At 66.5% G+C, this 14,992-nt stretch carries 12 protein-coding genes; 9 read left to right on the top strand and 3 right to left on the bottom strand.

Annotation, left to right across the window (positions count from 1 at the left end; genetic code table 11):
• Positions 1-17 precede the first annotated feature (17 nt).
• Positions 18-1,769: an N-acyl-D-amino-acid deacylase family protein gene (locus ACYVGE_RS14275; RefSeq protein WP_460730796.1), complete on the top strand. Its 1,752-nt coding sequence runs from the start codon at positions 18-20 to the stop codon at positions 1,767-1,769.
• Between the two features lie 80 nt (positions 1,770-1,849).
• Here the strand turns inward: ACYVGE_RS14275 and ACYVGE_RS14270 are convergent, their stop codons facing one another.
• Both ACYVGE_RS14270 and ACYVGE_RS14265 read right to left on the bottom strand, forming a co-directional pair.
• A complete protein-coding gene (locus ACYVGE_RS14270) occupies positions 1,850-2,950 on the bottom strand; it encodes a M35 family metalloendopeptidase (protein ID WP_460730795.1) in 1,101 nt (366 codons plus the stop codon).
• A gap of 81 nt (positions 2,951-3,031) precedes the next feature.
• Positions 3,032-4,615 carry a M4 family metallopeptidase gene (locus ACYVGE_RS14265; RefSeq protein ID WP_460730794.1) on the bottom strand — a complete coding sequence of 528 codons (1,584 nt, stop codon included), beginning with the start codon at positions 4,613-4,615 and terminating at the stop codon, positions 3,032-3,034.
• A 287-nt stretch (positions 4,616-4,902) separates the two neighbouring features.
• Here ACYVGE_RS14265 and ACYVGE_RS14260 point away from each other — a divergent pair, with 287 nt between their 5' ends.
• Together ACYVGE_RS14260 and hutG are read left to right on the top strand one after the other, a co-directional pair.
• The gene (locus ACYVGE_RS14260) at positions 4,903-6,162 is read left to right on the top strand and encodes an NAD(P)/FAD-dependent oxidoreductase (RefSeq protein ID WP_460730793.1); all 1,260 of its coding nucleotides are present in this window, start codon (positions 4,903-4,905) and stop codon (positions 6,160-6,162) included.
• A gap of 13 nt (positions 6,163-6,175) precedes the next feature.
• Positions 6,176-6,958, top strand: coding sequence for an N-formylglutamate deformylase (hutG, locus tag ACYVGE_RS14255; RefSeq protein ID WP_460730792.1), 783 nt, complete (start codon positions 6,176-6,178; stop codon positions 6,956-6,958).
• 379 nt (positions 6,959-7,337) lie between these two features.
• On the opposite strand, the gene parE is transcribed toward hutG, so the two are convergent.
• A complete protein-coding gene (gene parE / locus ACYVGE_RS14250) occupies positions 7,338-9,227 on the bottom strand; it encodes a DNA topoisomerase IV subunit B (protein WP_460730791.1) in 1,890 nt (629 codons plus the stop codon).
• Between the two features lie 384 nt (positions 9,228-9,611).
• On the opposite strand from parE, the gene ACYVGE_RS14245 reads away from it, so the two are divergent.
• The 6 genes from ACYVGE_RS14245 (at position 9,612) to ispD (ending at position 14,992) form a co-directional block, all read left to right on the top strand.
• Positions 9,612-9,890 (top strand): hypothetical protein, encoded by a 279-nt coding sequence (locus tag ACYVGE_RS14245; RefSeq protein WP_460730790.1) that lies wholly within the window; start codon positions 9,612-9,614, stop codon positions 9,888-9,890.
• A gap of 182 nt (positions 9,891-10,072) precedes the next feature.
• Positions 10,073-11,740: a CTP synthase gene (locus tag ACYVGE_RS14240; RefSeq protein ID WP_460730880.1), complete on the top strand. Its 1,668-nt coding sequence runs from the start codon at positions 10,073-10,075 to the stop codon at positions 11,738-11,740.
• Positions 11,737-12,570, top strand: a complete 834-nt coding sequence (gene kdsA / locus ACYVGE_RS14235) for a 3-deoxy-8-phosphooctulonate synthase (protein WP_460730789.1) — start codon at positions 11,737-11,739, stop codon at positions 12,568-12,570. The genes ACYVGE_RS14240 and kdsA overlap by 4 nt, the downstream gene beginning before the upstream one ends.
• Positions 12,571-12,604: 34 nt before the next feature.
• Entirely contained in the window at positions 12,605-13,891 is a 1,287-nt protein-coding gene (gene eno / locus ACYVGE_RS14230; RefSeq protein WP_460730788.1) for a phosphopyruvate hydratase, read from the top strand.
• Positions 13,892-13,907: 16 nt separating this feature from the next.
• Positions 13,908-14,255: a cell division protein FtsB gene (gene ftsB, locus ACYVGE_RS14225; protein ID WP_460730787.1), complete on the top strand. Its 348-nt coding sequence runs from the start codon at positions 13,908-13,910 to the stop codon at positions 14,253-14,255.
• Positions 14,252-14,992: a 2-C-methyl-D-erythritol 4-phosphate cytidylyltransferase gene (ispD, locus tag ACYVGE_RS14220; protein WP_460730786.1), complete on the top strand. Its 741-nt coding sequence runs from the start codon at positions 14,252-14,254 to the stop codon at positions 14,990-14,992. Before ftsB ends, ispD begins: the two co-directional genes overlap by 4 nt.

The following is a 14,992-nucleotide window of genomic DNA, read 5'->3' as shown; positions in this document are numbered from 1 at the left end:
AATGTGGGGGGATCCCTATGAGCCGGATTGTCCAGATCGCGTCTTCTATCGGCGTGTTTTCGATCGGTGTGTTCTCTGTTGGCGTGCTCACCCTTGCCGGTTGCAGCACATCGCCGCCGCAGCCTGCGGCGCTGGCGCGCTACGACCTGCTGATCCGCAATGGGCTGGTCTACGACGGCAGCGGGACCCCGCCGCGACGCGTCGACATCGGGGTGCGCGGCGATCGGGTCGCGGCGCTGCTGCCAGCGGGAAGTCCTGCCGAGGCGGCACAGGTGCTCGATGCCAAGGGCCAGGCGGTCGCGCCGGGTTTCATCAACGTGCTGAGCTGGGCGAACGAATCGCTCATCGCCGACGGGCGCGGCGTGAGCGATACCAAACAAGGCGTGACGCTGGAGATCTTTGGCGAGGGCTGGTCGATGGGGCCGCTCAATCCGGAGATGAAAGCCGAGATGCTGCGCCAGCAGGGCGACATCCGGTATCCGATCGAGTGGACCACGCTGGGCAATTACCTGGATTACCTGCAGCGGCGCGGCATCACGCCGAACATCGCCTCGTTCGTCGGTGCGGCGACGGTGCGGATACATGAGCTGGGCGAAGGCGACATACAGCCCACGCCCGTGCAGCTGGCTCGCATGCAGGACGAGGTGCGCGCCGCGATGCAGGAAGGCGCGCTCGGGGTAGGCGCCGCGATCATCTACGCACCGGGTTCGTACGCGAAGACCACGGAGCTCACCGCGCTGGCCAACGCTGCCGCCGAGTCCGGCGGTGGTTACGTCGCCCACATGCGCAGCGAAGCCAACGGCTTGCAGGACGCACTCGACGAGACCATCGGCATCGCCCGCGCGACGAAGCAACACACCGAGGTCTATCACCTCAAGGCCGCAGGCGAGCGGAACTGGCCGAAGATGGCGCAGGCCATTGCCAGCATTGATGGCGCGCGTGCGCAGGGGCTCGATGTCGCAGCCGACATGTATGCCTACACCGCGGGTGCGACCGGACTGGATGCGAGCATCCCGCCGTGGGTGCAGGCCGGTGGCCGCGAGGCGCTGAACCAGCGGCTGCGGGATCCGAAGACGCGCGCCCGCGTCATCGCCGACATGAAGGACCCCAACGCCGGGTGGGAAAACCTGCGCCTGCAGGCCGGCTCACCCGAGCGCGTGCTGTTCATCGGCTTCAAGTCGGAAAAACTCAAGCCGTTGATCGGCCGCACGCTGGCCCAGGTCGCGGCGCAGCGTGGCACCCCGGTCGAGGACACCGTGCTGGACCTGATGCTCGAGGACGACTCGCGCGTCGACACCGCCTATTTCCTGATGAGCGAGGACAACGTCGAGCTCGGCCTGCGCCAGCCCTGGGTCAGCCTCGGGTCGGATGCGGAGTCGTCGGCGCCGGAGGGCGTCTTCCTCAAGTCCAGCACGCATCCGCGCGCCTACGGCAACTTCGCCCGCTTCCTTGGCCATTACGTGCGCGATCGCAGGTTGATGCCGCTGGAGGAAGCCATCCGCCGCCTCACCCGCCTGCCCGCCGACAACTGGAAGCTGCGCGATCGTGGCTGCCTGGATCCGGGTTGCCACGCCGACCTGGTGGTGTTCGATCCGGCCACGATCAGCGACCACTCGACGTTCGAAAAGCCCATGGTGTTCGCGACCGGAGTGAGCGATGTCTTCGTCAACGGCGTGCAGGTCCTGCGCGCTGGCGAACATACCGGCGCCACGCCCGGGCAGGTCGTGCGCGGGCCGGGATGGACGGGCTGGGCCAGCGCGACGAAGTAGCCCTGCTGCCCTGAGCTCTGGACACCCCAAAGAAAACGGCCCGCATGCGCGGGCCGTTTTTGTGTTGCGCGATGCTTCGCTCAGTTCTGGAACGGGTTGTTCTCGGCGAAGTATTCGTGGTTGTCGGCGTTGTCCAGCGCGTTGGTCGGGTTGGTGATGGCGAGGTTCTTGGCCCCGGCCTGCCCGTAGACCCAGTCGTTGGTGCCAGCGACGACGGTGAAGTGACTCATCTCGTGGATCAGCGTACCGGCCTTGGAGTCGGTGCCCACCGCCGGTGCCGGCCAGAAGGCGCGGCAGACGAAGATCTCGTACGCCGAGTTCGGGAACACATGGGCGTACTCGCTGCCGTTGCAACCGCAGTTGATCTTGATCTGGCCGCCGCTCTGGTCCATCGCGCCATCGATCGAGACGTAGTGCTGGTTCGCGGTGGAGTAGCGCGCCGACGTGTAGGCGCCGAACCATGTGGTGTAACGCGCACCGACCGTGCCGCCGTTGAGATAGCCCTTGGCGTTTTCGGTATAGGTGCGGGCGTCGACCACGGCCTGGCCGGCCTGGCTGATCTGCGTGGTCGAGCAACCGACGAAGGTGACGCCGTTGACGACCGTGCCACCGCCCGACGGCGGCTTCTTCATGATCTGGCTGCCGCCCTTGGCGAGCATGTCGGTACCGTCGACCCACAGGCGCAGCGGCGCTGACTGGATGGTCATCGGCAGGCCGTTGTCGTGCTTGAGCATTTCGCCGTTCGACATCGAGGCGTGCTGCAGCGGCGACAGCAGGGTGACGACGTAGTCGCCGCTCTTGGACATGTCATAGCTGCCCGAGAGGTCGATGGTGGTGCGCAGGGTTTCGCCTGCACGCAGGATCGCGAAGTCCTCGGCCTTGGGCAGGCCGCGCTTGGCCATCGAGCCTTCGTACTGCACCGGCTGGCCGTCGCGGCTGACCTGGAACAGCTTCGCTTCCATGGAATCGGATGGCAGTTCCCACTTCGGCACGCGCACGGTGTGGTTGCTGGTATTGGTCACGGTGACTTCGACGGCGCCCAGGAAGCCGCCGCTGGACGCCTGTGCGGCGACGATGCTGACGCGCAGCGGATTGGCCTTCGCCGATGGCTGTGCGGATGCCGCAGCGGCAATGGTGCCCACGAGTACGGCGGAGCAGGAAACGACGCCGATCAGTTTCATTCCGTTTTTCCTCTGGTTGCGGGGTGCTGCAGATGCTGGGAAAAGATGGCCCGCGACCACGGGCCATCCGTGACGACTGGATCAGTTGACCGCGGTCGCGCTCCATGCACGTGCGACGGTCTGGTATTCGGCGGAAGTCGCGCCGTACAGGTCGGCTGCCGCCTGCAGGGTCGCGGCACGCGCCTGCGGGTAGGTCGTGCTGGAGGTGAAGTACAGGTCCATCGCGCGGTACCAGATCGCCGCGGTCTTGGTACGGCCGATGCCGGCGATGGTGGTGTCGCCATTGCACACCAGCGAGGCCGGGGTCAGGTTGAAGCTGGTACCCGCACCGAAGCCGGCCGGCACCACCGCACCTTCCGACAGCAGGTAGGCGAAGCGATTGGCGACGCCCGAGGTGTAGTGCGGGTCGTTGCGGCGGGTGAAGCCCTTGTTCGGATAGCAGACGAACGAACCGCCATCGAGGTTCTGCTTGAACATCTGGCGCAGCGCCTTGGTGCCGTTCGGGTTGCTGATGTAGATCTTTTCGCCGATCAGCCAGTCGCCCGGGTCGTTGGCGTTGTTGACCGAGAACTCGACCATCGTGCCCATGATGTCGGACGTAGCCTCGTTGAGGCCGCCCGCGTCGGCGGAGTAGGCCAGGCCGTTCACCGCCGCGGTCACGCCGTGGGTCATTTCATGGCCGGCCACGTCGAGCGCGACGAGCGGGCGATAGGTCGTGCCGTCGCCATCGCCGTAGCGCATGCAGAAGCAGCCATCGCTCCACGACGCGTTGACCCAGTTGCTGCCGACATGGACGAGGCTCAGGGCGCCCTTGCCGTCGTTCTTGATGCCGTTGCGGCCGAAGGTGTTCTTGTAGAAATCCCAGGTCGCGGCGACGCCGAAGTGGGCGTCGGCGGCGGCGGAGGCGCGATCGGCGTTGCTGCCGTTGCCCCAGGCATTGTCGGCGTCCGTGAAGGTGGTGCCGGTGGTCGAGGACGTCGAACCGTTGAAGTTGTCCTTGGTGACGCCGTTGCCACGGGTGGTGTCGACCATCTGGTAGCCGGTGCCGGTCGAGTCGGTGTCGAGCGATACCTGGCCCAGGGTCAGGGTGTTGCCGGTGCCGATCGCGGCGGTGGTTTCGACCGTATCCCAGCCATCGAGGACCTTGCCGTTCTTCGCATCGACGAAGTACCGCATCTCGGTCGGGGTCTGGTCGGCCTTGGTGCCGTTCATGCGCACTTCGTACGCCAGCACGGGCTGGGCGCCGCGGGCATACACCACCAGGCTGGCGGTCGGGACGCCGTGGAAACCGGTGCCGAATTCCGCGCCGGCTTCGACGATCGCCTGGTCGGCGCTGATCTGCGGCACCACGTCCGGACGACCGTTGGTCTTCAGGGTCAGGCTGGCCGACTTGAACTGGCCGTTCTTCGAATGGACGACGAAGTCGCCGCCAATGACCGGCAGGCCGCGGTACTGGCGTTCGAAACGGACGTGTTCGGTGCCGCCTTCGACCACGACGTTCTTGACGGTGAAGCTGTCCTCGGCCGCGCGCTGGACGGCAGTGGCGTTGGCGTCGATCAGGCCGCGGGCGCGCTGGGCGGCCGGAGAATCGGCCTTGCCGGCGAAAGCGGGAGCGGAAACAGCGAGCGAGGCGAGAACCGCCGCGCTGAGGAGACGATGTTGCATCGTTGATTACCCTGGAGTGATGTCGAAGGACCGGAGAACCGGGATTGCGCACGCTCGCGTTCAGTGCGCCCCGCAACGGCGGCGTCCAGAACGAGTTGAGTGACCAATCCGTCTGCGGCCCATGCAGCACGGAGGGAACCCGCGCATCTTTGGCGAGCGGGTGGGGTTCTGTCATGCTGCAATGCGGCAAAGGCGAAGCGCCGGCCGCTGGTTTCTTTTCTTTTTGCCGGCTTCCAACGACCCTATCGCTTCCAACGACCCTAACGCTTCCAACGCCCTTTCGCGCAATGCACAAGGATTCCAACGACATCATCGTGGTGGGGGCCGGCGTGATCGGCCTGGCGTCGGCGCTGGCATTGCTCGAAGCCGGGCGCGGCGTCCGTGTCATCGATGCCGGCGTTGTCGGTGGCGGCGCATCGCATGGCAACTGCGGCACCATCACCCCGAGCCATGCACCGCCGCTGGCCGCGCCGGGCATGGTCGCGGTGGCGCTGCGCTGGATGCTCACGCCGGACGCGCCGCTCTACATCAAGCCGCGCATCGACCCCGCGCTGTGGCGCTGGCTGCTCGGTTTCGCCGCGCGCTGCAATCCGCGCGATTGGCAGCGCAGCGCACAGGCGAAGTCGGTCCTGCTCAACGATTCGCGCGCGCGGTTGGCGCAATGGGTACGCGACTATGGCATCGAGTGCGAGTTCGCCGAGGCCGGCGTCGATTACGTCTTCCGCGACGCGAGTGCCTTCGCCGAAGAGCAGAAGGAAATGTCCGCGCTGCGCGAGTTCGGGGTTTCCGTCGAGGCCATCGACGGCCGCCACTACGAAGCGATGGAACCGGCGCTCAAGCCTGGTGTCGCCGGTGCGCTGCGTTTCGATGGCGATGCGGTGTTGCGTCCGGATCGTTATGTCGATGAGCTGGCGCGGCTGGTGCGCGAGCGTGGCGGCGAGATCGTGGAGCAATGCGCGTTCGAATCAGTCGATGCGGGTCGCGATGGCGTGTCGCTGCGTACGTCGCACGGCACGTGGAAGTCGCGCGAGGCGGTCTTCGCGCTGGGGGCCTGGTCGCCGCGGCTGGCAGCGGCGATCGGCTTCCCGGGGTTGCGGCGCGCGATGCAGCCGGGCAAGGGCTACTCGATCACGTATTCGGCGCCCTCGCTGGTGCCGCGTCGCCCGATCGTGCTGCGCGAGCGGTCCGTCTGCGTCACGGCCTGGGGCAGCGGTTTCCGCCTGGGCAGCACGATGGAGTTTTCCGGCTACGACGAAACGCTCAACGAGCGCCGCCTCGCCGCGCTGGAACGCGGCGCCGCGGAATACCTGCGCCGCCCCGCCGGTCCCGAGGTGCGTGAGAAGTGGTACGGGTGGCGGCCGATGTGCATCGATGACGTGCCGTTGATCGGCCGCGTGCCGGGACGCGACGGCCTGTGGATCGCCACCGGGCACGGCATGATGGGCGTGAGCATGAGCGCTGCCACGGGCCAGCTGGTCGCCGATCTCGTGGCCGGTTCGGCAGCCGCCGTTGATCCTGCGCCGTATTCGCCGGCGCGCTTTGTTTGATGGAAACGATCAAATGAACGATGTCTTCGAACTCCATCGCGGCACCGCGCCGTTGCTGGTAAGCGTCCCGCACAACGGCAGCGAGATTCCAACCGCGCTGAAGGAGCGGATGGTCGATCGCGCGCGACTCGCGCCCGACACGGACTGGCACATCGCGCGCCTGTACGCATTCGCGCGCGAACTCGGTGCCTCGATGCTGGTGCCGCGCTATTCGCGTTACGTCATCGACCTCAACCGGCCGCCGGACGACACGTCGTTGTATCCCGGCCAGAACACCACCGGCCTGTGTCCCGCGGTGCAGTTCACCGGTGCGCCCGTGTACCTCGATGGGCAGGCGCCGTCCGCGGACGAGATCGCGGCCCGTACGGAAACATACTGGCGGCCGTACCACGAAGCGTTGCAGGGCGAACTGGCGCGCCTGCGCGCGGCCCATGGCCGCGTGTTGCTGTGGGAAGGCCACTCCATCAAGGGCAGCGACCTCGAATTCCTGTTCCCCGGGCGCCTGCCCGACCTCAACCTCGGCACGTCCGGCGGCGCGAGTTGTTCGCCACGGCGGCAGGCGCAAGTGGAGGCGGCGCTTGCCGCGCAATCGCGTTACGACTTCGTGGTCAACGGCCGCTTCAAGGGCGGCTACATCACCCGTCATTACGCCGATCCCGCCAACGGCATCGATGCCATCCAGCTCGAGATCGGCCAGCGCATCTACATGGACGAGACCACGTTCGCATACGACGAAGGCAAGGCCGCCGATGCGCAGGCGGTGATCCGCTCGCTGCTGGAGGCCGCGCTGTCATGACCGCGCCAGGTAGCCCTTCCGTCGCGGCGATGCCTGCGCCGTCGCCACGGCAGAGTATGCAAAAGAGCCGGTCAGACTTTCGAGGTAGCCGCGCCAGGTAGTTCCTTCCGTCGCGGCGATGCATGCGCCGTCGCCACGGCAGAGGATGCGGAGAGCCGGTCAGACTTCCAAAGTGGCCACGTCACCCTTGGTTTCAAGCCGCGCCAGGTAGTTCCTTCCGTCGCGGCGATGCATGCGCCGTCGCCACGGCAGAGGATGCGGAGAGCCGGTCAGACTTCCAAAGTGGCCAGGTCACCCTTGGTTTCAAGCCGCGCCAGGTAGTTCCTTCCGTCGCGGCGATGCATGCGCCGTCGCCACGGCAGAGGATGCGGAGAGCCGGTCAGACTTCCAAAGTGGCCAGGTCACCCTTGGTTTCAAGCCACGCCTTGCGATCCCCGGAGCGCTTCTTCGCCAGCAGCATGTCCATCAGCGCATGCGTCTCGACGTTGTCGTCGACGGTAAGCTGCACCAGGCGACGGGTGTCGGGATGGACCGTGGATTCGCGCAGCTGCGAGGGATTCATCTCGCCCAGGCCCTTGAAGCGGGTGACGTTGACCTGGCCGCGGATTTTCTCGCGCTCGATCTTGTCCAGCAGGATGCGCTTCTCTTCCTCGTCCAGCGCATAGAACACCTGCTTGCCCACGTCGACGCGGAACAGCGGCGGCATCGCCACGAACACATGGCCGGCATCGACCAGCGACGGGAAATGCTTGACGAACAGCGCGCTGAGCAGCGTGGCGATGTGCAGGCCGTCGGAGTCGGCGTCGGCGAGGATGATCACCTTGCCGTAGCGCAGGCCGGAGATGTCGTCCTTGCCCGGGTCGCAGCCGATCGCGACGGCGAGGTCGTGCACTTCCTGCGATGCCAGCACGCTGCCCGAAGCCACTTCCCACGTGTTGAGGATCTTGCCGCGCAGCGGCAGGATCGCCTGGAAGTCCTTGTCGCGTGCCTGCTTGGCGCTGCCGCCGGCCGAATCGCCTTCCACCAGGAACAGCTCGGTGCGCGAGAGGTCCTGCGACGTGCAGTCGGCGAGCTTGCCGGGCAGGGCGGGTCCCTGGGTGATCTTCTTGCGGACGATCTGCTTCTCGGTCTTCAAGCGCGCGGCGGCGCGCTCGATCGCAAGCTGGGCGATCTTCTCGCCCAGGTCGGTGTGCTGGTTGAGCCACAGCGAGAACGCATCGTGTGCGGCACTTTCGACGAAGCCCGCGGCCTGGCGCGACGACAGGCGCTCCTTGGTCTGCCCGCTGAACTGCGGGTCGGTCATCTTGATGCTGAGCACGTAGGCGACGCGGTCCCACACGTCTTCCGGCGCCAGCTTCACGCCGCGCGGCAGCAGGTTGCGGAAGTCGCAGAACTCGCGCAGCGCGTCGGTGAAGCCGGTGCGCAGGCCGTTGACGTGGGTGCCGTGCTGGGCGGTGGGGATCAGGTTGACGTAGCTTTCCTGCACCAGTTCGCCGTCCGGCAGCCAGGCCACCGCCCAGTCGACGACTTCGGTGTCCTTCTTCAGCGAGCCGACGAACAGGTCGGGCGGCAATGCCTCCAGGCCGCTGAGCTCGCCCTTGAGGTAATCGCGCAGGCCGTCCTCATACATCCATTCGTGCTTCTCGCCGGTGCCTTCGTCGAACAGCTTCACCGTGAGGCCAGGGCACAGCACCGCCTTCGCGCGCAGCAGGTGCTTGAGCGCGCGCAGGTTGAATTTGGGCGTGTCGAAGTACTTCGGATCCGGCCAGAAGCGCAGGCGCGTGCCGGTGTTCTTCTTGCCGACGCTGCCTACGACCTCGAGCTTCGAGGCACGGTCGCCGTCCTTGAAGCTCATCTTGTATTCGTTGCCCTCGCGCTTGATGAAGACATCGACGTGCTTCGACAGCGCGTTGACCACGCTCACGCCGACGCCGTGCAGGCCGCCGGAGAAGGTGTAGTTCTTGTTGCTGAACTTGCCGCCCGCGTGCAGGCGCGTGAGGATCAGTTCGACGCCCGGAATCTTCTCTTCCGGATGGATGTCCACCGGCATGCCGCGACCGTCGTCGGACACCTCGCAACTGCCGTCGTTGTACAGCGTCACCTCGATCGAGCGCGCATGCCCGGCCAGGGCTTCGTCGACGGCGTTGTCGACGACCTCCTGTGCGAGGTGGTTCGGTCTCGCGGTATCCGTGTACATGCCGGGGCGGCGCTTGACGGGGTCAAGGCCGGAGAGGACTTCGATATCGGCGGCGTCGTAACGGGAGCTCATTCGGCTGTTTTCACGTGGTGCTTGCAAGGGTTGTGGCTGGGCATGGAGCGGCGGAATACGCGCAAATAATGCATGTAACGCGCAGGAGCAGCGCGGCAGCCGGGGGAGAGTGACGGAATGCGCAGGATAGCGTGAACGCGAACCCTACCGGCGATGTACCGGGAGGCCATCGACGACAAGGGCAAGCAGCTGGCCAAGGGCAAGGACACACGCGACCAGCAGCGAAAGAACGAGCCACGCCGCTGATCGAGCGGGCCTCGTCGCATGCAGGCGCCCGGGTATCCAGGCGTCTGCATCATGGGGATGCTGTTCAGTCCCGGGCATGGCCCCATGCCGTAAGGTGACGCCGCTGTCGATGTCCTGGCAGCAAACGAGGAGAAATCAATGACGATCCGCAAGCTGCTGCTCCCGACCTTGATTGCCGCCGCGCTGGCGGCGCCCACCGCCTTCGCGCAGAACGCGGGCGCCAAGGACCAGGCACACGCCCAGGACCAGGCTACCGCCGCGGCCAAGGCCGACGCGGCGAAAGCCAAGGCCGATGCCGCCAAGGCCGATGCCCGCAAGGACGGTAAGCAGGATGCCAAGCCGAAGTCCGCGAAGAAGGACGCCAAGTCCGGCGCGGACCAGGAACAGCCCGACGAACCCGAGGAAGACGGCCGCTAGTTCCTGCCGCAATTCCCAGGCAGAACGCCCCGCATGCCGGGGCGTTCTGCTTTTTGGCCGCGGCGAAGAGGGATGCGGGGCGGAACGAACCGTCCCGCCGCCGTCAAGCTCGCCGCGGCCGCAACCAGTCTGTAAACTATGGCTTTCCGGGAGCCCGCTTCCCCATGACCCCCCCAAATTCCATAACGCCGCTCGTCTTCGTCACCGGCGGCGTGGTGTCTTCGCTTGGCAAGGGCATCGCGGCCGCCTCGCTGGCCGCCATCCTCGAAGCACGCGGCCTGCGCGTGACGATGATGAAGCTCGACCCCTACATCAACGTCGATCCGGGCACGATGAGCCCGTTCCAGCACGGCGAGGTCTACGTCACCGACGACGGGGCCGAGACCGACCTGGACCTGGGCCACTACGAGCGCTTCCTGCGCGTGCGCCTCTCCGGCAAGAACTCCATCACCACCGGCAAGATCTACGAATCGGTGATCCGCAAGGAGCGCCGCGGCGACTACCTCGGCGGTACCGTGCAGGTCATCCCGCACATCACCGACGAGATCAAGCGCCGCATCGACGAGGCCACGGCCGGCTACGACGTAGGCCTGGTCGAGATCGGCGGCACGGTGGGCGACATCGAGTCGCTGCCGTTCCTCGAAGCCATCCGCCAGATCCGCACCGAACGCGGACAGGACAAGGCGCTGTTCATGCACCTGACACTGGTGCCGTACATCGCCGCCGCGGGCGAGCTGAAGACCAAGCCGACCCAGCACTCGGTGAAGGAGCTGCGTTCGATCGGTATCCAGCCCGACGTGCTGCTGTGCCGCAGCGAGCAGGAACTGCCCGACGGAGAGCGCCGCAAGATCGCGCTGTTCACCAACGTGCCGGAAAAGGCCGTCATCTCCGCGGTCGACCTGGACAACATCTACAAGATTCCGATGTGGCTGCACCAGCAGCAGCTCGACCAGATCGTGGTCGAGCGCCTGCGCCTGGAAGGCAAGGCCAAGCCCGATGCCGACCTGTCGGAATGGAACGCCGTCGTCGATGCCGCCGAGCATCCGGTCGACGAAGTCACCATCGCCGTGGTCGGCAAGTACATCGACCACCAGGACGCCTACAAGTCGCTGGCCGAGGCGCTCAAGCACGGTGGCCTGCGCCAGCGCACCAAGGTCAAGCTGAAGTGGCTGGAGTCGACCGAGGTCGAACAGAGCGGCGCGAAGGCGCTGGAAGGCGTCGACGGCATCCTGGTGCCGGGCGGATTCGGTGATCGCGGCTTCGAGGGCAAGGTGCTCACCGCGCAGTACGCGCGCGAACACGGCCTGCCTTACTTCGGCATCTGCTACGGCATGCAGGCCGCGGTGGTCGACTACGCGCGCAACGTGCTCGGTTTCGCCGATGCCAACAGCACGGAGAACGACAAGCAGTCCAATCATCCGGTCATTGGCCTGATCACCGAATGGCGCACCGCCAGCGGCGACATCGAGCGCCGCACCGAGGAATCCGACCTGGGCGGCACGATGCGCCTGGGCCTGCAGGACCAGCGGATCAAGCCCGGCACGCTGGCGCGTGAGGTCTACGGCAAGGACGTCGTGGGCGAGCGCCATCGCCACCGCTACGAGTTCAACAATCGCTACCTCAACCAGCTCGAGAACGCGGGCCTGGTGATCAGCGCCAAGTCGATGGACGAGACGCTGGTGGAAATGGTGGAGCTGCCGCGTTCCAGGCATCCCTGGTTCCTGGCCTGCCAGGCGCACCCGGAATTCCTGTCCACGCCGCGCGATGGCCATCCGTTGTTCATCGGATTCGTCCGCGCCGCGCGCGAGCACAAGGCGGGCGGCCGCCTCCTCAAGGAAGCCACGGCATGAAGCTTTGCGGATTCGAGATCGGTCTCGACAAGCCCTTTTTCCTCATCGCCGGTCCCTGCGTGATCGAGTCGATGCAGCTGCAGCTCGACACCGCGGGCACGCTCAAGGAAATCACCAGCGAGCTCGGCATCCCCTTCATCTTCAAGTCCAGCTTCGACAAGGCCAACCGCACTTCGGTGTCGGGGTTCCGCGGCCCGGGCATGGAAGAGGGCCTGAAAGTGCTGTCGGAAGTGAAGCGCCAGCTCGACCTGCCGGTGCTCACCGACGTGCACGAATACACGCCGATGAACGAGGTCGCGAGCGTCGTCGACGTGCTGCAGACGCCGGCGTTCCTGTGCCGGCAGACCGACTTCATCCAGAACGTCGCCCGCGCCGGCAAGCCGGTGAACATCAAGAAGGGCCAGTTCCTGTCGCCGTGGGAAATGAAGCACGTCGCCGACAAGGCGCTGGCCACGGGCAACAAGGACATCATGGTCTGCGAGCGCGGCGCCAGCTTCGGCTACAACAACCTCGTCAGTGACATGCGTTCGCTGGCGGTGATGCGCGACACCAGCTGCCCGGTGGTGTTCGACGCGACGCACTCGGTGCAGCTGCCCGGCGGCGCCGGCGGCAAGAGCGGCGGCCAGCGCGAGTTCGTGCCGGTGCTGTCGCGCGCGGCGATGGCCGTGGGCATCAGCGGCATCTTCATGGAGACGCATCCCAGGCCGGAAGAGGCGCTGAGCGACGGCCCGAATGCGTGGCCGCTGCCGAAGATGCGCGCCCTGCTTGAGACGCTGCTCGAGATCGACCGCATCACCAAGAAGAACGGCTTCCTCGAAGCCGGCGTCTGATCCAAATTCCCTTCAAACAAAAAAACCACTGACGATGACCACGATCGCCAAGATCCACGCCCGCGAAATCCTCGATAGCCGCGGCAACCCGACCCTTGAAGCCGACGTCACCCTGAGTGACGGCAGCTTCGGCCGCGCGATGGTGCCCTCGGGCGCCTCGACCGGCACCAAGGAGGCTGTCGAACTGCGCGACGGCGACAAGACCCGCTACCTCGGCAAGGGCGTGCGCAAGGCGGTCGAGAACGTCAACACGACGATTGCCTCCGCGCTCACTGGCCTCGACGCCGCCGACCAGGTCGCACTCGACAAGCGCCTGATCGACCTCGACGGCACCGAGAACAAGGGCCGCCTGGGTGCGAACGCGCTGCTGGCCGTGTCGATGGCAAACGCGCACGCGGTGGCTGCGTCGAAGAAGATGCCGCTGTGGCAACACCTCGCCAACGGCCGCGAAGTCGTGCTGCCAGTGCCGATGATGAACATCATCAACGGCGGCGCGCATGCCGACAACAACGTCGACATGCAGGAATTCATGGTCCTGCCGGTGGGCATGGGCAGCTTCGCCGAATCGCTGCGCGCCGGCACCGAGGTGTTCCACGCGCTGAAGTCGGTGCTCAAGGGCCGCGGCCTGAGCACGGCCGTCGGCGACGAAGGCGGCTTCGCGCCGGACCTGCGTTCGAACGAGGAAGCGCTGGAGACCATCCTCGAAGCGATCGGCAAGGCCGGCTACAAGGCCGGCGAGGACATCCTGCTCGGTCTCGACGTCGCCTCGAGCGAATTCTTCGAGAACGGCAAGTACAACCTCACCGGCGAAGGCAAGCGCCTGACCTCGGAGCAGTTCGTCGATTTCCTCGCCAACTGGTGCACGCAGTACCCGATCATCACGATCGAGGACGGCATGTCCGAGCACGACTGGGCCGGCTGGAAGCTGCTCACCGACCGCATCGGCAACAAGGTGCAGCTGGTCGGCGACGACCTGTTCGTCACCAACCCGAAGATCTTCAAGGAAGGCATCGACCAGGGCGTAGCCAACGCCATCCTGATCAAGGTCAACCAGATCGGCACGCTGACCGAGACGCTGGAAGCCATCGCCATGGCCGACGCCAACCGCTACGCGGCGATCGTCTCGCACCGTTCCGGCGAAACCGAGGACACGACCATCGCGGACATCGCGGTCGCCACCACGGCGACGCAGATCAAGACCGGCTCGCTGTGCCGCAGCGACCGCGTGGCCAAGTACAACCAGCTGCTGCGCATCGAGGAAGCCCTCGGCGCCGCCGCGAAGTACGCCGGCCGCGACGCCTTCGTGTCGTTGAAGCGCTGAGGCAAGACGCTTGGGAATGCGCTGGCTGCCGAACCAGGTTGTCGGGCTCCTGCTGGTGGCGCTCTTGGCGCTGCTCGCATTCCTGCAGTACCGCCTGTGGTGGGGCGAGGGCGGCCGCCGTTCGGTGGCCGACCTGCGCCAGCAGGTCGAACAACAGGCGCGCGAGAACGAAGGCCTCAAGCAGCGCAACGCCGCGCTCGGGGCGGAAGTCGAGGACCTCAAATCCGGCGAGGCGGCCGTCGAAGAACGCGCACGCAGTGAGCTCGGCATGATCAAGCCCGGCGAAACCTTCTATCGCGTGGTGGAGCCGGAAGGGTCCACGGCGACGGACGAGGACGCGACGCCTTCCGAGCCGAAGCAGTGACCACGACGCACGCCGCGGGTCCTGTCTGGGCGGATCCCGTCTGGGTGGTCATCCCCGCAGCCGGACGCGGCAGCCGCTTTGGCGGCGATATCCCCAAGCAGTACCTGGAAGTCGCGGGTCGGCCGCTGATCGCGCACGCGCTGGAAGTCCTGCTGTCCCATCCTCGCGTCGCCGGTGCCGTGGTGGCGCTGGCGGCCGACGATACGCGCTGGCCGAATTGGGAATCCTTGTGGGGCAAGCCGGTGCTGCGCTGCCAGGGAGGCCGCGAACGCGCGGATTCCGTGCTCGCCGCATTGCAGGCCTTGCCAGCCGGTGTCGCCGACACTGCCTTGGTGCTGGTACACGATGCGGCGCGGCCGAACCTGCGCCTGGGCGATATCGATCGCCTGATCGCGGCCGCCGACGCGCATGCGGATGGCGCCATCCTGGCCGCGCCGGTACGCGACACGCTCAAGCGCTCCGATGCACAGCGCGACATAGCCGCCACCGAGCCGCGCGAGGGACTGTGGCGCGCGCTCACGCCGCAGGCGTTCCGGCGTGGCGCCCTGGCGGCGGCGCTTGAGCGCGCACGCACCGACGGCGTCGTCGTGACCGACGAGGCGATGGCGATGGAGCGGGCCGGTCTCCGACCCCGCCTGGTGGAAGGACGCGAGGACAACATCAAGGTCACCACGCCGGCGGACCTCGCGTTGGTAGAGTTCCTGCTGGGCAAGGCGAGTCAGGGGGAATGCGAATGA

This window comes from Lysobacter rhizosphaerae (assembly GCF_054779795.1).
Note: the sequence above shows the minus strand (reverse complement) of the source record. Positions and strands in the feature narration are given on the sequence as shown.